Source organism: Acidovorax sp. ST3, from assembly GCF_003231145.1.
In the GTDB taxonomy this organism is placed as follows: domain Bacteria; phylum Pseudomonadota; class Gammaproteobacteria; order Burkholderiales; family Burkholderiaceae_C; genus Acidovorax.
In genome coordinates this window covers 131,900-149,355 of the sequence record NZ_QKVP01000003.1, presented here as the reverse complement: position 1 = coordinate 149,355, position 17,456 = coordinate 131,900, and the positions used below count along the sequence as shown (strand labels likewise).

At 65.2% G+C, this 17,456-nt stretch carries 19 protein-coding genes; 10 read left to right on the top strand and 9 right to left on the bottom strand.

Annotated features, from left to right (window positions below; genetic code table 11):
- Positions 1-9: 9 nt before the first annotated feature.
- The 4 genes from DNK89_RS09930 to DNK89_RS09915 form a co-directional block, all read right to left on the bottom strand.
- Positions 10-699 (bottom strand): glutathione S-transferase family protein, encoded by a 690-nt coding sequence (locus DNK89_RS09930; protein ID WP_203422243.1) that lies wholly within the window; start codon positions 697-699, stop codon positions 10-12.
- Between the two features lie 83 nt (positions 700-782).
- Entirely contained in the window at positions 783-1,550 is a 768-nt protein-coding gene (locus DNK89_RS09925; protein WP_110959966.1) for an MHYT domain-containing protein, read from the bottom strand.
- Between the two features lie 243 nt (positions 1,551-1,793).
- Complete coding sequence (locus DNK89_RS09920; RefSeq protein WP_110959965.1) at positions 1,794-2,528, bottom strand: response regulator; 735 nt, start codon at positions 2,526-2,528, stop codon at positions 1,794-1,796.
- Entirely contained in the window at positions 2,525-3,166 is a 642-nt protein-coding gene (locus tag DNK89_RS09915; RefSeq protein ID WP_110959964.1) for a helix-turn-helix domain-containing protein, read from the bottom strand. Before DNK89_RS09915 ends, DNK89_RS09920 begins: the two co-directional genes overlap by 4 nt.
- Positions 3,167-3,348: 182 nt before the next feature.
- On the opposite strand from DNK89_RS09915, the gene DNK89_RS09910 reads away from it, so the two are divergent.
- The 4 genes from DNK89_RS09910 (at position 3,349) to DNK89_RS09895 (ending at position 7,912) form a co-directional block, all read left to right on the top strand.
- Positions 3,349-3,720, top strand: a complete 372-nt coding sequence (locus tag DNK89_RS09910; protein WP_015015228.1) for a response regulator transcription factor — start codon at positions 3,349-3,351, stop codon at positions 3,718-3,720.
- A gap of 77 nt (positions 3,721-3,797) precedes the next feature.
- Positions 3,798-4,493 (top strand): HD-GYP domain-containing protein, encoded by a 696-nt coding sequence (locus DNK89_RS09905; protein WP_238990800.1) that lies wholly within the window; start codon positions 3,798-3,800, stop codon positions 4,491-4,493.
- A 67-nt stretch (positions 4,494-4,560) separates the two neighbouring features.
- Positions 4,561-5,373: an ABC transporter substrate-binding protein gene (locus DNK89_RS09900; protein ID WP_110959963.1), complete on the top strand. Its 813-nt coding sequence runs from the start codon at positions 4,561-4,563 to the stop codon at positions 5,371-5,373.
- A gap of 1 nt (position 5,374) precedes the next feature.
- Positions 5,375-7,912, top strand: a complete 2,538-nt coding sequence (locus tag DNK89_RS09895; protein ID WP_110959962.1) for an ATP-binding protein — start codon at positions 5,375-5,377, stop codon at positions 7,910-7,912.
- A gap of 97 nt (positions 7,913-8,009) precedes the next feature.
- Here the strand turns inward: DNK89_RS09895 and DNK89_RS24560 are convergent, their stop codons facing one another.
- The 5 genes from DNK89_RS24560 to DNK89_RS09875 form a co-directional block, all read right to left on the bottom strand.
- On the bottom strand, positions 8,010-8,180 hold the full coding sequence (locus DNK89_RS24560) for a hypothetical protein (protein WP_015015224.1): 171 nt from the start codon (positions 8,178-8,180) through the stop codon (positions 8,010-8,012).
- A gap of 104 nt (positions 8,181-8,284) precedes the next feature.
- Positions 8,285-9,013, bottom strand: a complete 729-nt coding sequence (locus DNK89_RS09890) for a histidine phosphatase family protein (protein ID WP_370220895.1) — start codon at positions 9,011-9,013, stop codon at positions 8,285-8,287.
- On the bottom strand, positions 8,985-9,953 hold the full coding sequence (locus DNK89_RS09885; protein WP_110959960.1) for an MBL fold metallo-hydrolase: 969 nt from the start codon (positions 9,951-9,953) through the stop codon (positions 8,985-8,987). Before DNK89_RS09885 ends, DNK89_RS09890 begins: the two co-directional genes overlap by 29 nt.
- 330 nt (positions 9,954-10,283) lie before the next feature.
- Positions 10,284-10,652: a hypothetical protein gene (locus DNK89_RS09880; RefSeq protein WP_110959959.1), complete on the bottom strand. Its 369-nt coding sequence runs from the start codon at positions 10,650-10,652 to the stop codon at positions 10,284-10,286.
- Positions 10,653-10,698: 46 nt separating this feature from the next.
- The gene (locus tag DNK89_RS09875) at positions 10,699-11,451 is read right to left on the bottom strand and encodes an IclR family transcriptional regulator (RefSeq protein ID WP_110959958.1); all 753 of its coding nucleotides are present in this window, start codon (positions 11,449-11,451) and stop codon (positions 10,699-10,701) included.
- A gap of 89 nt (positions 11,452-11,540) precedes the next feature.
- On the opposite strand from DNK89_RS09875, the gene DNK89_RS09870 reads away from it, so the two are divergent.
- The 6 genes from DNK89_RS09870 (at position 11,541) to DNK89_RS09840 (ending at position 17,434) form a co-directional block, all read left to right on the top strand.
- Positions 11,541-12,371, top strand: coding sequence for an SDR family oxidoreductase (locus DNK89_RS09870; RefSeq protein ID WP_110959957.1), 831 nt, complete (start codon positions 11,541-11,543; stop codon positions 12,369-12,371).
- 15 nt (positions 12,372-12,386) lie between these two features.
- The gene (locus DNK89_RS09865; protein ID WP_238990769.1) at positions 12,387-13,745 is read left to right on the top strand and encodes an NAD(P)/FAD-dependent oxidoreductase; all 1,359 of its coding nucleotides are present in this window, start codon (positions 12,387-12,389) and stop codon (positions 13,743-13,745) included.
- Positions 13,746-13,926: 181 nt separating this feature from the next.
- Entirely contained in the window at positions 13,927-14,862 is a 936-nt protein-coding gene (locus tag DNK89_RS09855; protein ID WP_110959954.1) for a bile acid:sodium symporter family protein, read from the top strand.
- Positions 14,859-15,869, top strand: coding sequence for an SDR family oxidoreductase (locus DNK89_RS09850; protein WP_110959953.1), 1,011 nt, complete (start codon positions 14,859-14,861; stop codon positions 15,867-15,869). The genes DNK89_RS09855 and DNK89_RS09850 overlap by 4 nt, the downstream gene beginning before the upstream one ends.
- Positions 15,866-16,783, top strand: a complete 918-nt coding sequence (locus DNK89_RS09845; RefSeq protein ID WP_110959952.1) for an EamA family transporter — start codon at positions 15,866-15,868, stop codon at positions 16,781-16,783. Before DNK89_RS09850 ends, DNK89_RS09845 begins: the two co-directional genes overlap by 4 nt.
- Positions 16,784-16,873: 90 nt before the next feature.
- Positions 16,874-17,434: an ATP-binding cassette domain-containing protein gene (locus tag DNK89_RS09840; protein WP_238990767.1), complete on the top strand. Its 561-nt coding sequence runs from the start codon at positions 16,874-16,876 to the stop codon at positions 17,432-17,434.
- Positions 17,435-17,456: the final 22 nt, after the last annotated feature.

Here is a 17,456-nt window from a genome sequence, read left to right as displayed (position 1 = left end):
CGCGTACGTTCAGGCCTCGATCACCACCGGGCCGCCCTTGGCAATGCCGCGCTGGTAGGCCGGGCGGGCATGCATGCGCTCCAGGTAGGCCTGCAGGTGCGGGCAGCGGCTTGCGTCGTTGGCGCGGGACATCAGCGCCTCCACCGCAAAGCTCATCTGAAAATCCGCCATGGTCAGGTGCTCCCCGGCAAACCAGCGGTGGGTGCCCAGGTGCTCTTCAATGAATGCCAGCGCCGTGTCCACGTTGGGGTCGATGAGCTTTTGCTGCACCGTGCCGCACAGGGCGCGCGCAATGGGCTTCACAAAGAACGGCATGGGCTGGGTGGGGATGGTCTTGAACACCAGCTTCATCACCAGCCAGTTCATCAGAGAGCCCTCGGCATAGTGCATCCAGAAGCGGCACTGGCGGTGTTCGGCGGTGCGTGGCTGGGGCTGCAGGTGGGCCAAGTCGCCCCGGGCTTGCTGGCCATAGGTTTCCACCAGGTACTCGATGATCGCACCCGATTCGGCAATCACTTCGTCGCCATCCGTGATGACCGGTGACTTGCCCAGGGGGTGAATGGCCTTGAGCGCAGGTGGGGCCAGCTTGGTGGCCTTGTCGCGTGCGTAGATCTTGAGCTCGTAGGGCACGCCCAGCTCTTCCAACAGCCAGAGAATGCGCTGCGAGCGCGAGGTTTCGAGGTGGTGCAGGGTGATCATGGCCGCCATCTTATTGAAGAGTGGGCCGAATCCACCCTGCCTCGGCCCTTGTTTTTGCGCGAGCTTTGGCTGATCTGGTGGGTTCAGGCGGTGCGGCGCCGCTGCTGCCCGATGGAGCGCTGCATCCACTGCACGTACAGGTCCACAGAAAGCAGCACAGCCATTGCAAACGCGCAAGCGGCCACGGTGGGCCCCAGGCCCAGCGAGCTGACCAGCCCGGTGCCCTGCACGGTGGCAAAGCGGTTGGGGGTGGTGCAGATGAACTCGGCCGCGCCCATGCCGGTGTAGTGCATGGCACACACGGCGGCGGCCATGAGCAGGGCGGCCCCTGCGCGGCTGGCCATGCTGCGGGTGTTGAAGGCCAGCCACAGGGCGGCTGTGCCTGCTGCCACCGCGATGAGCACTGAAAGCGCCACGGTGCGCAGGTCCCAGGTGATGTAGCCACCGATCTTCATGCCGTACATGCCCAGGTAGTGCATGCCCGCCACACCCAGGCCCAGCAACAACCCGGCGCCCACAATGCGTGCCAGGTCCCGAGGCGCCTTGGACACGACGACGAGTGCGCCCGAGGTGCAGGCCACGGCAGCCACCAGGGACACCGCGCTTTCGACGATGCCGTAGCTGCTGGCCACATCCAGCCGCAGCGCCACCATGCCCACAAAGTGCATGGACCACACGCCGATCCCGCCCAGGGCCACACCTGCCGTGACTGCGGCTGCGCGGTTGAGCGAGCCGTCCTGGTAGCGGATGCGCCGCGTGACCATCAGCGCGATCAGTGAACCGATGAACGCCAGTGCGAACGAGGCGGCGACGAGGTGGGGGCGGTATTCGGAGACAACGGTGGAGTCCATGGAGAGCTGCCTGTGAGGGGTGAAAAAGGGGGCGTTTCACACCGCTCACGGAGCAGTTGAAACTAATTGTTTTCATATTAGACCAATTGGTTATTTTTTGCTCTGAATGGTTATTGCTGGAAGAAAGTGGTGCCCATCGCCCGATGGGGAGGTGTTCTCAGGTGGGGTGGCTGGGTGGTAGATCGCCCACTGCCGGACCTCTGCAAGGCCACGCGGTGGACCCGCAGCGCCGCTGGCGCCGGGTCAGAGCTGCAGGAGGAACGCCCGCAGCAGGCGCCAATGTTCCAGGCATGTCTCCGGGGCAGGCTGGGCGGCCGCGTTTTCCAGCTGGCGCGCGCGCACGCTCTGGGACGGGTGGCCGAGGGTGAGCAGCACGGTGGCGAGGCTGTGTGCCAGGCGCCGCAGCGCGGGCCAGTCTTGCGCCGTGCAGGCGGCGTCGCCTTGCCGTATGTCGGCCGGGAACTGTTGCAGGCAGCTGGCGCGGTAGGCCTTGAACAAAAACTCGTCGCCCGCAAAATGGGTGGCAATGGCCCGCGCCTCATCGTCGGCCGCTTCATCGGCAGGCGTGGTGGTTGAGGCTGGCGCGTTGGCAGGGGGATCGGCCACCAGCGCCAGCGCATCGGTCACGCAGGCCTCCAGCTCTGCCACCGACGCGGGTTTGGACACCATGCGCCACACCTTCATGGCCTGCAGTTGCTCGCGCACGGGTGGTGTCAGGCCTGCGCTGAACACCGCGACTGGAATCCGGCGGCCCTGCACGGGTTCTTGTAGCAGCCGCTGTACGAGGTCAATGCCGGACTCGCCGGGCAGCATGAGGTCGGTGATGATGAGTTCCACACCCCCGGCGTGCAACGCCTGCATGGCGTCCGGCACATTGGCGCAGGTCACCAGCTCGATCGGAAGCTCCTCCAGCGCCATCTGCACAAAGCGTGCGATGGAGGTGTCGTCCTCCACCAGCAGGACCTTGGGCGTGCTCATGCGGGCACCTGGGCCTGTGGAATGCACGTTGCCAGTGCGCTCGGCAGCTCGGCCACCAGTCGGGGTTTGTGAATGACCTTCACGCTCTGCAGGGCGAACGCGTAGGGCTCGCGCTGCTGCTCGTCGAGCGAGGTGACCACGATAAGGTGGCTGCGCGCAAACTGAGGGTGCGAACGCAGCGTGGTGATCAGGGTGGCGCCGTCAATGCCCGGCAGCAGGATGTCCACGATCAGCACCTCGGGCTGTATCTGCCCATACAGCGCCAGACCGGTGATGCCATCGTTTGCCACCTGCAACTGCACACCCGGAAAGTGTTGCTGCACGATGAGGCCAACCAGGTTCTGGAAATGGATCGAGTCTTCAATCAGCAGGATCTGCGGCGCGCGCCCTTTGGCGGGGGCCACGGGCGGTGCCAGAGGGGGGCGGCTGGCCACCGGCGTGCCGGCTGCGGGTGCCTGGGCAGCGCCCCCAGCGCCGTGGGCGGTCATCCAGCGTTCCACCGATGCGCGGGAGATACGGCGATGTCCGCCCGGCGTTTTCCAGGCCTCCAGCTCGTTGCGGTCCACCATCAGTTGAACCGACCGTACGGCCATGCCTAGCATCTTGGCGACTTCAAGCGTTGTGTAGTGGTCTGCCATGGCGCGCTCCGCGAGGGAATTGTCAGATTGCATAGATCGCGCATTTTCCCCCAATTTCTACTTTTCCCCCGCTTGCATTTGATAAAAATGATTGATATGATTAACTCAGCGGCAGAAAATCACATCGATTTGTGTTTTTTTGTACTTCTAAGCCGACCCCATGCCCTTTAAAGGCTACCGCCATGAAAAAGATCCTCATCGTCGAAGACCACATCGATATCCGCAAGCTGCTCAAGATGACGCTGGAGTTTGATGACTTCGAGATCCACGAAGCCGCCACTGGCGATGCGGGCTGGGTGCTGGCCCAGGAGTTGCAGCCGGACATCGTGCTGCTTGACGTGATGATGCCGGGCACCCTTAACGGCCTGGATGTGTGCCGCCGCATCAAATCGGCCCCGGGCATGCGCCATACCAAGGTGATCATGTTGACGGCCCGCGTGCAGTCGGACGACAGGGCGGCAGGTTTTGCGGCAGGCGCCGATGACTACCTGATGAAGCCCTTCAGCACGCTGCAGGTGCTGGAGACCATCTACCGCATGGAGGCGGCGCAGTGACCCTGCTGCCAGCGCTCGAGCCAGCCTTCCAGGCGCCGCCAGATACGCGGTGCTTTGACGAGGCCGCAGCGGCGCAGATGGAGCGCTTTGTGCGCGACTTCGGTCGCATGTACCGGGAGCGCAACGAAGCCCTGCGCGAGGTCACCCGCGCACACCACGCGGCACTGCTGCACCTGTCGGCCGCCGCAGACCTCAAAGACGATGACACCGGCGTGCACATCGTGCGCATCGGCTATCTGGCCGAGGCCATGGCCCTCGCGCTGGGACAGACGGTGGGCTACGCCCGCATGCTGCGCAAGGCGGCGCCCATGCATGACATCGGCAAGATCGGCACTCCCGACAGCGTGCTCAAGAAGCCCGGTAAGCTCACCCCGGAAGAGCGCCAGACCATGAACTGCCATGCCGCCATGGGCGCCGAGATCCTGGGGCGTTCGCAGATTCCAGTCTTTCGCATGGCGGCCGAGGTGGCCCTCACGCACCATGAGCGCTACGACGGTCAGGGCTACCCTGCAGGCTTATCGGGCGAGGCCATTCCGCTGTCAGGCCGGATCACGGCGGTGGTGGACTTTTTTGACGCACTGACGATGGACCGGGTGTATCGCCCCGCCTTCACCGTGCCGGTGGCGCTGGAAATGCTTGCGGCCGAGCGTGGGCGCGCGTTTGACCCGGTGATCGTGGACACGTTTTTGGCGCATGCTGAGGCTATTGACGCACTGCGGCGCAAGATCACGCAGGAATGCCCTTCTTTTGATGCACTGATCGACGCGCCCTGACCCTTTTTTTGCCGATCAGCGGCAGACCGCTGGGGGTACGGTGGTTGGATTGATCCAAGGATTTCTAATGATGATGACGATGATGCAGTGGCTGAAACCGGGGGCACGTGCCATCACCTGCCTGCTGCTGGCGGCGTGTGCCTCCAGCGCGCTGGCAGGGCCTGTGGCCGATCGGGTCCAGAGCCAGTCGGTGCTGCGAGTGTGTGTCTGGCCGGACTACTACGGCGTGACCTATCGCCACCCGCGCACGCAGCAGCTCGCGGGCATCGACATTGACCTGTCGGGCGAGCTGGCGCGCGATCTCAAGGCCCGGGTTGAATACGTGGACTCTTCCTTTCCCTCCCTCATTGATGACCTGAACCAGGACCGTTGTGACGTGGCCATGTTTGCCATCGGCATGCTGCCCCAGCGCATGGAGAAGCTGGCTTTCACCCAGCCCTATATGCGCAGTGACATTTACGGCATCACGACCAAGACCAATACGGTCATCAAGCAGTGGGCCGACATCGACAAGCCGGGCGTGCTGGTGGGGGTGCAGGCGGGCACGTTCATGGAGCCCATCATGGCCCAGCGCCTTAAGCACGCCACGCTGGTGCGTATTCAGCTGCCCGCAACTCGCGAGCGCGAGCTGACGGCCGGGCGCATTGACGTGTTCATGACCGACTACCCCTACAGCCGGCGCCTGATGGACAACGCCGACTGGGCCCGGCTCATCGAGTCGCCCGAACCTTTTTCGGTGCTGCCCTACGGTTATGCGGTCAAGCGCGGTGATGCTGCATGGCTGGCCACGGTTGAGGCCTTTGTGGCACGCATCAAGTCGGATGGTCGCCTGCAGCGCGCTGCATCCCAGAATGGCCTGAGCGCCATCGTGGTGCGCTGACATGGCGGACCGTCAGCTGCGCCAGTCCCCCTGGGCCAGACTGCGCGCTTGGATGTCGCAGACCAGCCATCTCGTTCTGATCACCGGGGGGCTCTCCGCACTCGCGGCACTGGTCGCTGTCAGTGCACTGGCCGTCAACGACTTTCGCTCAGAACACATCAGCCACCAGAACCATGCTGCCATGCTGGCCCGGGTGTTGGAGGATCAGGCGACACGCACCATGCAGACGGCCGAGCTTTCCATGGAGTCACTAGCCACCTCCCCCGCTCTTACGGCGGTGACATCTGAGCCTCGGCGCATGCAGGAAGCCCTGGGCCAAGCCCTGGCAGCGCTGTCATTTCTCCGAGGGCTGGCCGTTGTGGATGCGGGCGGTCGGGTGATCGCCAGCACGTCTCAAGGAGATGCCGAGAGTTTTGTGGACTTGTCCAAGCTGGGGCCTCCGGTGGAAGTGGGGCGGACTGTACAGGGGGGGCTCATCCCGGGCCGCAGCTTGCAAAGCGTGCGCCTGGGGGCCGCAGCTCAGACGGTCCCCGTCGGTGTGGCTTTCATACCCGTGCTCTACGGCTACCAAAACGAGGCCAGGCAAAAGCTGGTGTTGGTAGCTTTGGTCAACCCTGACTCACTGTCCAACTTTCAGCATCTGACGTTGGAGTCCGAGATTTTTGACTCGGTGGTGACTTCGTACGAAGGGCAGGTGCTGGCGACATCGGGCGCAGCGTCAGCCTTGGCTGGCACCCGGGTGAATCACATCCCCGTGTTCAGCCAGTATCTGCCTCGGCAGGAACATGCCACTTACCTTGGGGCAGGTGTGCTGGGAGAGCGACAGATCGTCAGTTTTAGAGCTTCCTCCGCTTTGCCGCTTGTAGTCGTGGTCGAAACCTCGTACCGGGCGGCCGTGCATAGCTGGTTGGCAGACGCCAGGGCTCTGATCGGCATTGGTGTGGCGCTGGTCGCTTTGGTGCTCGGCCTGACCTTCGCGGTGTGGCGAGGCCTGCGCACCCGTGAGCGTGCGCGGGTGGCGATTGATGCGGCGCAGGCCCGCATCGCTCGCAACGAGCGAGATCTTTCGGTGCTCATGCGCAGCGTGCAGGAGCTGATTTTTCGCACCGACGCCCAGGGAGTAATCACCTATGTGAATGCACACTGGACCGTCATGACGGGAACGCCTCCCGACCGCGCTATCGGCAAACGCATTCACGATCTCGTGGAGCCGCAAAGCCGCATGGACGTGGAGCGCGCAATCGACCCGCGCTCGCCTGATGGAGTGCGAGCATGCCAAGTTTTGTCTCGTTCTCCAGAAGGCAAGGACATGATTGTCCAAGTGGCCGTTGTTCCCCTGGTGTCTGCTGGACGTGTGATTGGTTTCGCGGGTAGCGCGGTGGATGAGACCGAGCGATGGATGGCCCAGCAGCAACTGCAGGCTCAGATTGCATTCCAGGACCTGCTGCTCGAGACGAATCCGCTCCCCATCTCGGTGACCGATGCAGATAACCGCATCGTCCGTGTGAACAAGGCCTGGGAGGAATACAAGGGTCGTGAGCGCTCAACCGTGCTGGGTATGGCCTTGGCCGAGCGCTTGCCTCCCGACGAAGTCAAGGTGCACGAGTCGGCCAACAAGCAGTTGTTGCGCTGGGGCGGACGGACGCTGGTGGAAACGCAAGTGCGCCATGGGGACGGATCGCGCCGCGACACGCGCCTGGCCAAGGCGGCGATTGCCGACGAGCATGGCAAGGTCACCGGCGTGCTCACCATCCTGATGGATGTGAGCGAGTTCCGTGAGGCTGAGCGCGCCACTCAAGAGGCCCGTGACGCGGCCGAAGAGGCGTCGCGCGCCAAGTCGGAGTTCGTGGCCAACATGAGCCATGAGCTGCGCACGCCGCTACAGTCCATTCTGGGCTTTGCCGAGCTGGGCATGTTGCGTGGCCGCACGCAGCCCAAGCTGGCGGGCATGTTTGAAGACATCCATTCTGCAGGTCAGCGCATGCTCACCTTGGTGAACGACCTGCTGGAGGTCTCCAAGCTGGAAAGCACGGTGGGGACCTTTCACATGGAGCGCATCGACTTGCGCGGTGTGGTGCGCCCCGTGATCCGTGAACTGGAGCCCTTGCTGGAGCGCAGCCATCTGATGATGGACTTGCGCATGCCCGACCTTCCGCTGGTGGCCAAGGCCGACCCGCTGCGCTTTCAGCAGGTGATCCGCAATGTGGTGGCCAACGCCATCAAGTTTTCCCCGCCTGGAAGCACCATCACGCTGGAAGGCTACGCAGACCCCCAGGGCCAGACGCATCTGGTGGTGCGCGACGAAGGCCCGGGCATTCCCCCGTCAGAGTTGCAAAGCATTTTTGAGGCCTTCGTACAGTCGAGCAAAACCAAGGATGGCTCGGGCGGCACGGGCCTGGGTCTGGCCATTTGCCGAAAGATCGTCGAGGCCATGGGTGGGCGGATCTTCGCCGAGAACGTTCCCGCCAGCGGCGCCGCGTTCCACATCATTCTCCCCGCCAGAGGCCAGGCGGAAACCATGCCCGCACCGCTGGAATAAGCAGGGGGAATAGGCAGTGCAACGCCCACAAAAAAGCCCTCAGAGGAGGGCGTTTTTGTAGATGCTGGCGGGACGCCGTAGCGCCCCGGGTGGCCGATCAGCCGCCCTTGCGCGAACGCTTGCCAGGGTTCTTCTTGCTGCGCGTGGCGACACCACGCTCCAGGCTCACCCGCTGGCCGCGGCCGGGGGTGTTCAGCGTCACGCCGGGCAGTGGCTTGGGTTGGGGGGTGCGCTTGCGGTCTGCTTCGGTGACGATCTTGTTGCCCATGATTGGTCTCTGAGAAAGTGGAGAAAAGGGCCATATTAGGCCACAGGTGCAGCGCGGGCCCTAAAAGGGGTGGCACCACGCCCTGCAAGGAAAGGCGCGAAGGTTCAGCTGGGCAGGGCCCATCGCGCCAGAACCTGCGGGGCAGTGCCACCCTGTTGGCGCAGGATAAGTGCCTCGCCCGAGCTCGTGCTGTCTTGTGTGAGGTCGGCCTGCACAAACATGTGGCTCACCCACACTTCAAACTGGCCGCTGCGTGCGGAGGCTGCGGCCAGCGCGTCGCGCAGAGCGCGCAGATGCGCCGCTCCGGTCGTCTCGGGATAGCCCCGGGGCGAGCCCAGCGGCGCCCAGACCTGGGGTGCGCCAAAGGCCAGCGTGGCCGTATCGATGCACCGGCACCAGGGACTGGATAACACCTTGGCTGGCTGCAACTGCCGCGCCTGAAACCATTCGCCAATGCGCCTTGCCTGGGCCCGGCCTTCGTCGTTCAGGTTGCGCTGGGTGCCGCAGTCACCCAGACGGAAGCCCGGCGGATCGAACGTGCCAGGGGCCAGCGCATGGCGGAACAGCGCGACCACGCCGCCCTGGCGCAGCAAGGCTTCTGCTCCCGCCTCCTGGGCGGCCCAGCTCTGCAAGGCTGCTACACCCAGGGCTCCACCCACAGTGCCCGCCGCGCCCCTGCCTAGCAAGGTGCGCCGCGTGAGGCGTGTGCCTTCCGTACCCGCCGTACCCGCCGTACCCGCCGTACCCGCCGTACCCGCCGTACCCGCCGTACCCGCCGTACCCCCGGCAGCGTCGGTGTCTGTATCAGGCCGCAGGCTGGAAGGCATAGCCATTGCCCGATGCCGCCATGCGGCCAAACGCGGGGAACGGGAAGTGGAAACCACCCAGCATTGCGTTGCTGGCGGTGATGCGGGCAAACACTTCGCGCCGTACCTTGCGGGCTGCCTCGGCATCCATGTCAAAGGTCACGGCCCAGTCGGGGTTGCGCGCGAACAGCGCGGGCACGTTGGTCAGGTCTGCCACATAGAAGAAGTTCTGGCCTGCCGACTTCAGCTCAAAAAGCGTGTGGCCCGGCGTGTGACCATAGGCGGCCACCGACTGGATGCCCGGCGCAACCTCGGTGCCCGCTTCAAACCGCACCAGCGTATCGGCCGGCATGGTGGCAAAGGTGCGACGCACATTGTCAAACGCACCCTTCATGCCTGCGGGGGCGGCGGCCATGCGCGCGTCGTCCATCCAGAAGGCATGTTCGGCTGCAGGCACCATCACCTTGGCCTTCGGGAACACCAGCTCACCCGCCTTGTTGCGGATTCCATTGATGTGGTCGCCGTGGTAGTGGCTGACGAGCACGGTATCGATGTCGGAGGCCTGCATGCCAGCAGCGCGCAGGCTGTCCAGCAGCTTGCCGGTGGTGGGGCCGCCAAACTCGCCAAGCCCGGTGTCGATGAGTATCTTGCGCGCCCCTGCCACCACCAGGAACGGGGTGTAGGGCACATCGATGTAGTCGGTGGGCAGATTCTGAGATGCGAGCAGCGCGCGCACTTCGGCCAGCGGCGCGTTCTTCACGAACTCTTCGCCCAGGGGGCGGCGCGTGATGCCGTCGTTCAGTGCAATCACTTCCACATCGCCCACCTTCATGCGCCTGAAACCCGGGCTGGGCAGGGTGGGCATACCAAAGTTGGGGGCGTTCTGAGCCCAGACGGGCACGAACGAGCCTGCAGCGTAAACGGTGGTGGCCAGGCTTGCGCCCAGGAAATGACGGCGTGACAGCATGAAACTCTCCAGTCTCGGGTTGAACTAATGAGTCGCAACTGTAACGCCGGACATCAGAAAGGCGGGGCTTGGAGCGCTAACCTGTTTGCAACGTGGGGCTTTTTGTCGCTAATTGGGGATAAGGATGTCCTGCATCACTCCCTGCGGTCGGTGATAGCGCGGCCTCGGGTCATCCGCTGCGTTGCTTTTTTTGCCAATAGCTCGGCTATTGGCTGCAAAAAGACGCCTTGCGGCCTGTCCCGATCCGCACTACCACCGACTCGCGAGGGTGATGCAGGACATCCTTAACCCTTTGGTCTGGCTTGGGGAGACGGGTCGTGAAGAAGCGGCTCATTCCATCTCGAAGGCTTCGCGCAACGCGGTGCAGAAGTCGCTGCTGCCGCTGAGTGTCAGGGTCAGCGTGGTGCGTGGTGGCGCGGCACTGCCTGTGACCGTGTGCAGTTGCCCAGTTGCTTCGTCAAAGGACAAAGTCAGTGGGCTCTGCACCTCTTGCACACCATGCAGGTCGTAGTGCCAGGCGCCGCCGTCTTCCAGCGGTGCGCAGGCACCAGGCCAGTGTGCATGCGCCCAGGCCAGCACGGCGGCGATCTCGCTCTGCAAAGCAGGCAGTTGGGCGGGCAAGACGCTGGCCATGGCATCCAGGGTGCCGTTGCCATCAGCGTCTTCGCTGTAGTCAAAGTCGAGGTAGTTCAGTGGCATGGTGAGAGCAGGTGGTGAATGCGTCAGGGAGTTGCTGCGTGATGGCTCAAGCCCAGGTCCGGCCCAGCGCCTGTGCGGCTTCTCCCAGCCGAGGTACCAGTTGCAGCGCCCGCCCCAGCGGCATGCGGGCAGAGGGTGCCTGCAGTGCCACGGCGCTGCGCACCTGCCGCCGCCCGCCCGCCATCACGGGCACAGCTACACAAACGAGGCCGTCCACAAACTCCTCGGCATCGGTGGCATAGCCTTGCCGCAGGATCTGCTCCAGCTCGGACTCCAGTGCGGCGCGGTCGGTCAGGGTGGTGGCGGTGTGGCGGGTGAGGGGCAGACCGTCGAGGATGGCGGCCCGGCGTGCGGGCGACAGGTGCGCCAGAAACAGCTTGCCGCTGGCCGAGCAGTGGATGGGCACGCGGGTGCCGGGCCGCAATTCCATGCGCAGCGGAAAGGCTGACTCCACCCGGTCTAGGTAGATCACTTCAGCGCCACTCAACGCCGTGAGGTTGCAGCTTTCGCCAATGTCGGCCACCAGTTGCCGCAGCACGGCGTGGCGCACCCCATGCTGGGTGCCCGCGCTCAGCGTGCTTTCGGCCAGGCGCAGCAGGCGTGGCGCGGGGGTGTAGCGCCGCCCGTCGGGCTCGCGTGCCAGCAGGCCGCCTGATTCCAGCTGGCCCAGCATGCGATGCACGCTGGGCTTGGGCCAGCCGGTGGCCTCGATGGCATCGCCCAGGCTGAAGGGCTGGCCGTGCGCGCACATCGTTTCCAGCAGTTCAAACAGGCGCAGACTGGGCGGCGTGTTGGTCATAAATCTCGGAATTCGAGACGAATTCATAAAACATTTCGGGATTATTCAGCATTGTGGCTAAGCTGCAAACCCAATTCACCGGGAGCTTCATGACCGCCTCTTTCCAGAACGTAGTGCTCACTGGCGCCTGTGGCGGGCTGGGCCAGGCGCTGGCGCGCGAGCTGATCGGCCAGGGCGCTGCCCTGGCGCTGGTGGGCCTGAACCGGCCCGTGCTGGAGACCCTGGCCGCGCTGGCGCCAGAGCGCTGCACCGTCTATACGCCCGATGTGGCCGACACTACCGCGATGCAGGCCATGGCCGCCGACTGGATGGGCCGGCGTGGGACGCCGGACCTCGTCATCGCCAATGCCGGGGTGGCCGGGGGTTTTGACTCCGCCCAGGCCGACGACCTGGCGGTGATGCGGCGCATGCTGGAGATCAACCTGCTGGGCGCTGCCACCACCTTCCAGCCGTTTGTGGTGGCGATGCGGGCGCAGCGGCGCGGCGCGCTGGTGGGTGTGGCCAGCATTGCGGGCTGGCGGGGCATGCCGGGCAACGGTGCGTACTGCGCCAGCAAGGGTGGGCTGATCCGTTACCTGGAGAGTCTGCGTGCCGAGCTGCGCAGCGATTCCATCGTGGTGAGCACGGTCAGCCCCGGCTATCTGCGCACCGCGCTCACCGCAGGCAACCGTTTTGCCATGCCCGGCCTGTTGGAGCCCGAGGACGCGGCGCGAGCCTTGCTGGCCGCTGTGGCCCGGGGGCGCACCCACATCGTGCTGCCCGCGCGCATCGGCTGGCTGGCGCGCCTGTTGAACCTGTTGCCCGACGCCCTGCACGACCGGCTGCTGCTGGGCCAGCCACGCAAGCCGCGCGTGGGCGAGGCGGGGGCCACCGCCATTCCGGGGCTGCCCGTGCGCACCGACAAGAACATCGACACCTGAGAGAGAAAAAAGCGAATGACGACAACAACAACGATGCCGGAGACAAGCCCTGCAACGCCCGCCGCACAGGACCTGCGCGGCCACATCGCCCTCATCGGCGCCGGCCCCAGCGGGCTGGCCGCGGCGCGCAACCTGCAGAAGCTGGGTGTGCCTTTTCAGGGCTTTGAAGCGCACACCGATGTGGGAGGGCTGTGGAACATCGACAACCCGCGCAGCACGGTCTACGAATCGGCGCACCTGATCTCCAGCAAACACACCACGGAGTTCACCGAGTTCCCCATGCGCCCCGAGGTGGCCGACTACCCAAGCCACCGGGACATGCGCCAGTATTTCTTCGACTTTGCAGAGCACTTTGGCCTGCGCCAGCACTACTGGTTTGGCACGCGCGTGCTCCGGGTCGAGCCGGTGGGCGAGGGCGCTGCACCGCTGTGGCGCGTGATGTGGACGCAGCACGGCGGCCCCGCGCAAACCGCAGAGTTCAAGGGCGTGGTGATTGCCAACGGCACGCTGGCCGAACCCAGCATGCCCCGCTTTGAGGGGCACTTTGACGGGGAGCTGCTGCACACCAGCGCCTACAAAAGTGCCGAGTTGTTCAAGGGCAAGCGCGTGCTGGTGGTGGGCGCGGGCAACTCGGGCTGCGACATTGCCGTGGACGCGGTGCACTACGCGCGCAGCGTGGACATCTCGGTGCGGCGCGGCTATTACTTTGTGCCCAAGTATGTGTTCGGCAAGCCTGCAGACACGCTGGGCGGCAAGTTCAAGATGCCGCCCTGGCTCAAGCAGAAGGTGGACAGCGTGGTGCTGCAATGGTTCACCGGCGACCCTGCGCGCTTTGGCTTGCCCAAGCCCGACTACAAGATGTACGAGTCGCACCCGGTGGTCAACTCGCTGGTGCTTCACCATCTGGGCCATGGCGACATCCACGTCAAACCCGACATCGCGCGTTTCGAAGGCCACACGGTGCACTTCAAGGACGGTAGCGCGCAGGACTACGACCTGGTGCTCTGCGCCACCGGGTACAAGCTGCATTACCCCTTCATTGACCACAGCCTGCTCAACTGGCAGGGCATGGCGCCGAAGCTGTACCTCAACATCCTGTCACCCCGGTTCGACAACCTGGCCGTGATGGGCATGATCGAAGCCAGCGGCATCGGCTGGCAGGGCCGCTATGAGCAGGCCGAGCTGGTGGCGCGCTTCTTCAAGGCACAGGCCGAGGGCTCGCCGCGCGCCGAGGCCCTGCGCCAGGCCAAGGCCGGGCCGCCGCCCGATCTGTCGGGTGGCTTCAAGTACCTCCAGCTCGAACGCATGGCGTACTACGTGCACAAGGACACCTATCGCAACGCGGTGCGCGCGGCCGCCGCAGCCCTGGAATGAAAGCCCCCCTGAGGCGCTGCGCGCCTTCCCCCCGCTCTCGCAGCGCTGCGCACTGCGGGCAAGGGGACGACGCCCTCGCTGCGGGGCGGCCCTTGCTCGGCGTCCCGCGCTGTCGCTGCGACAGTTTCGTGCGTTGCGCGTTTCGCAATACGCGGTGAAGAACTGAACTCAAAGGTTATCTATGCTGCCTGTGGACGAAATACGCCTCAACTTCAACCCCGCGTCGCTGGTGGTGCTCAATGGGGTGCTGGGTTTTCTCATGTTCGGCATTGCGCTGGATACGCGTGTGGCGGACTTCAAGCGCGTGCTGCGCATGCCCGGTGCCATGGCGGTGGGCATTGCCGCGCAGTTCATCGTGCTGCCTGCCGTGACCTTTGTGCTCACGCTGCTGCTCAAGCCTGGGCCCAGCATTGCGCTGGGCATGATCCTGGTCGCCTGCTGTCCGCCCGGCAATGTGAGCAACATCCTCACCCACCGCGCGGGGGGCAATGTGGCGCTGTCGGTGTCGATGACGGCCATCTCCAACGCGCTGGCCATCGTGCTCATGCCGCTCAACTTTGCGTTCTGGGGTGGCATGCACCCCACGGCGGCGCCGCTGCTGCGCAGCATTGCGCTCGACCCGCTGGAAATGGCAGGGCACATCGTGGTGATCATTGGGCTGCCCTTTGTGCTGGGCATCCTGTGTGCCGAAAAGTTGCCGCGCCTCACACAGCGCGTGAACAAGCCCGTGCGCATCCTCAGCTTTCTGTGCCTCATTGGCTTCATCGTGGGCGCGGTGGCGGGCAACTGGCGCTACTTCCTCGACTACGTGGGCCTGGTGCTGCTGGCTGTGGCACTGCACGATGCGCTGGCCTTCGGCACCGGCTACGCCTGCGCGCGGCTCAGTGGCTTGCCCGACTACGACCGGCGTGCGGTGAGCATTGAGGTGGGCATTCGCAATGCAGGCCTGGGCCTGGTGCTGATCTTCAGCTTCTTTGGCGGGCTGGGCGGCATGGCCGTGGTGGCGGGCGTGTGGGGCTTCTGGGACATCATCGCGGGGCTGACTCTGGCGGGCTGGTGGGGGCGCAGGCCTGCGCAGCTACCGCCGGTCGACGCGCTTGGGGAGCAGCGCACATGACCGGCCTGGGGTGGGAAAGCCGCCGCATTCTGGTCACCGGCGCAGACGGCTTTCTGGGCCGCAGCGTGGTAGCTGCACTGGCGCGTGAAGGGGTAGGGACCATCGTGGCGGCCGATGTGCGTGAGGTGCCTGCCGAGCGTCGCCTGCCCGGTGTGACCTACCGGGTGCAGGACGTGCGCGACCCTGCATTGGCGCAGACGCTGGCGGACCACGCCATCGACAGCGTGGTGCACCTGGCGTCCATCGTCACGCCCGGCAAGGGCTCCAGTCGCGAGTTTGAATATTCGGTGGACGTGCTGGGCAGCCAGAACGTGCTGGATGCCTGTGTAACCACCGGCGTGAAGCAGCTGGTCGTCAGCTCCAGCGGCGCGGCGTACGGCTACCACGCCGACAACCCCGCGTGGCTGCGCGAGACGGATGCGCTGCGGGGCAACGAGGTGTTTGCCTATTCACACCACAAGCGGCTGGTGGAGGAGATGCTGGCCCAATACCGCACGCAGCACCCGGCGCTGGCGCAGACGGTGCTGCGCATCGGCACCATCCTGGGTGAGCGGGTGGACAACCAGATCACCGCCTTGTTTGAAAAGCCGCGCCTGCTCGCCATCCGGGGCAGCGAGAGCCCGTTTGTCTTTATCTGGGACGAAGACGTGACCGGCGCCATCGTGCATGCGCTGCGCACGCAGCGGGTGGGCTGCTTCAACCTGGCGGGCGATGGTGCCTTGCCCTTGCGCGAGATCGCCCGGCGCCTGGGCAAGCCCGTGCTGGAGCTGCCCGCCGGGCTGCTGCGCACCGCGCTGGCCGTGGGCTCCGCGCTGGGCGTGAGCCGCTACGGCCCCGAGCAGCTCGACTTTTTGCGCTACCGGCCCGTGCTGCTGAACACAGCCCTCAAGGAGGTGCTGGGCTATGTGCCGGGCAAAACCAGCGCCCAGGCGTTCGACGCCTTTGTGGCTGCCCGGGCGCGGCAGGGCCGTCCGGTGGCTGCGGGCGCTGCGGTGGCGGCCGCATGAGTGCGCCAGCGGCCTTGAGCCGTGGCGACCTGTTGCGCGCCCTGGCGGTGGTGGTCATCTGGGGGCTGAACTTTGTGGTGATGAAGCTCGGCCTGCAGGGCCTGAGCCCCATGCTGCTGGGCGCGCTGCGTTTTACGGCGGCATCGCTGCCTTTTTTGCTCTTCGTACCGCGCCCGGCTTTGCCTTGGCGCTTTGTGGTGGGCTACGGGCTGGCGCAGGGGCTGGGGCAGTTCGGCTTTCTGTTTCTGGGCCTGCAGCTGGGCATGACGGCGGGCATGGCGTCGGTGGTGATGCAGACCCAGGCGTTCTTCACGTTGTTGCTGGCTGCGCCGTTGCTGGGGGAGCGCGCCAAGCCCTGGCAGTGGGGGGGCTTGTTGCTGGCGTTCGGCGGCTTGATGACCATCGGCCTCGCGCATGGCGAGGGGCCGGGCCAGATGACGCTGGCGGGGTTTGTGCTCACCCTCGGCGCCGCATTTATGTGGGCGGTGTCCAACCTGGTGGCACGCCGCGCGGCGCAGGCCGGGGCGTATGCGCCGTTTCCGTTCATCGTGTGGAGCAGTGTGGTGCCCATTGGGCCGTTTTTTGCGCTGGCGTTGTGGAGCGATGGCTCCGCCGTCGTCTGGGGACAGCTGCAGTCTTTGAATGGCACGGGGTTGCTGGCCGTGGCCTACCTGGCCTTTCTGGCCACACTGCTGGCCTATACGCTATGGACGCAGCTGCTGCAACGCCATGCAGCTGGGCGGGTCACGCCGTTTTCGCTGTTGGTGCCAGTGGTGGGGCTGTGGGCGGCCTATGCCTTTCTTGGTGAAACCCCTGCGCCCCTGCAGTGGGTGGGCGCGGTAGCAGTGCTCTGTGGGCTGGTGGTGAACCAGGTGGGGGGCTTGTGGTGGGCCCGCCGTGCCGCAGCTTCCTAGAATGGCCGCTTTCCGCATCGAGGAGGCAGGGTGGCTGAGAGCGCGTTTTTGTGGGTGAAAGGGTTGCGGTTTGCGTACCCGGAGTGTGCGGTGCTGGACAACCTGTCGCTGGCCTGGCCGCCGGGTCTGGCTTTGGTGCGTGGTGATGAAAGCACCGGCAAAACCACGCTGCTGCGCGTGCTCGCTGGTGAGCTGATAGCGCAGGCTGGCAGCATCACGCTGCAAGGGGTGGATTTGAACCAAGCCGCCAAGGCCTCGGCACCACTCGTCTTCTGGGCGGACCCGCGATCCAGCGAGTGGGAACCGCTCACGGCCCGGGGTTGGCTCGACAGCCTGCCTGCGCGTTACCCCCAGTGGGATGCGGCAGCCCTGGTGGAGCACATCGACGGGTTCAGCCTGCACGAGCATCTGGACAAGCCTTTTTATGCCCTGTCTACCGGCAGCAAGCGCAAGGTGCTCATGGCAGGGGCCTTGGCGTCAAATGCACCGCTGATCCTGATCGACGAGCCGGTGGGTGGGCTGGACAAACCTTCCGCCCGCTACCTCGTGCAGGCACTGGCGTCCCAGGCGGCCCGATCAGACCGTCTGACCGTGGTGGCGCACTACGAAGCATTGCCTGAGGTGCCCTGGGGCTCGGTGCTGGATCTGTAGCGGTTGAGAGGTGGTAGACGGC

Excerpts from the sequence above, each read along its gene's own strand:
- DNK89_RS09930 (WP_203422243.1), bottom strand. The coding sequence starts at position 699 with ATGATCACCCTGCACCACCTCGAAACCTCGCGCTCGCAGCGCATTCTC.
- DNK89_RS09925 (WP_110959966.1), bottom strand. The coding sequence starts at position 1,550 with ATGGACTCCACCGTTGTCTCCGAATACCGCCCCCACCTCGTCGCCGCC.
- DNK89_RS09920 (WP_110959965.1), bottom strand. The coding sequence starts at position 2,528 with ATGAGCACGCCCAAGGTCCTGCTGGTGGAGGACGACACCTCCATCGCA.
- DNK89_RS09915 (WP_110959964.1), bottom strand. The coding sequence starts at position 3,166 with ATGGCAGACCACTACACAACGCTTGAAGTCGCCAAGATGCTAGGCATG.
- DNK89_RS09910 (WP_015015228.1), top strand. The coding sequence starts at position 3,349 with ATGAAAAAGATCCTCATCGTCGAAGACCACATCGATATCCGCAAGCTG.
- DNK89_RS09905 (WP_238990800.1), top strand. The coding sequence starts at position 3,798 with ATGGAGCGCTTTGTGCGCGACTTCGGTCGCATGTACCGGGAGCGCAAC.
- DNK89_RS09900 (WP_110959963.1), top strand. The coding sequence starts at position 4,561 with ATGATGATGACGATGATGCAGTGGCTGAAACCGGGGGCACGTGCCATC.
- DNK89_RS09895 (WP_110959962.1), top strand. The coding sequence starts at position 5,375 with ATGGCGGACCGTCAGCTGCGCCAGTCCCCCTGGGCCAGACTGCGCGCT.
- DNK89_RS24560 (WP_015015224.1), bottom strand. The coding sequence starts at position 8,180 with ATGGGCAACAAGATCGTCACCGAAGCAGACCGCAAGCGCACCCCCCAA.
- DNK89_RS09890 (WP_370220895.1), bottom strand. The coding sequence starts at position 9,013 with ATGGCTATGCCTTCCAGCCTGCGGCCTGATACAGACACCGACGCTGCC.
- DNK89_RS09885 (WP_110959960.1), bottom strand. The coding sequence starts at position 9,953 with ATGCTGTCACGCCGTCATTTCCTGGGCGCAAGCCTGGCCACCACCGTT.
- DNK89_RS09880 (WP_110959959.1), bottom strand. The coding sequence starts at position 10,652 with ATGCCACTGAACTACCTCGACTTTGACTACAGCGAAGACGCTGATGGC.
- DNK89_RS09875 (WP_110959958.1), bottom strand. The coding sequence starts at position 11,451 with ATGACCAACACGCCGCCCAGTCTGCGCCTGTTTGAACTGCTGGAAACG.
- DNK89_RS09870 (WP_110959957.1), top strand. The coding sequence starts at position 11,541 with ATGACCGCCTCTTTCCAGAACGTAGTGCTCACTGGCGCCTGTGGCGGG.
- DNK89_RS09865 (WP_238990769.1), top strand. The coding sequence starts at position 12,387 with ATGACGACAACAACAACGATGCCGGAGACAAGCCCTGCAACGCCCGCC.
- DNK89_RS09855 (WP_110959954.1), top strand. The coding sequence starts at position 13,927 with ATGCTGCCTGTGGACGAAATACGCCTCAACTTCAACCCCGCGTCGCTG.
- DNK89_RS09850 (WP_110959953.1), top strand. The coding sequence starts at position 14,859 with ATGACCGGCCTGGGGTGGGAAAGCCGCCGCATTCTGGTCACCGGCGCA.
- DNK89_RS09845 (WP_110959952.1), top strand. The coding sequence starts at position 15,866 with ATGAGTGCGCCAGCGGCCTTGAGCCGTGGCGACCTGTTGCGCGCCCTG.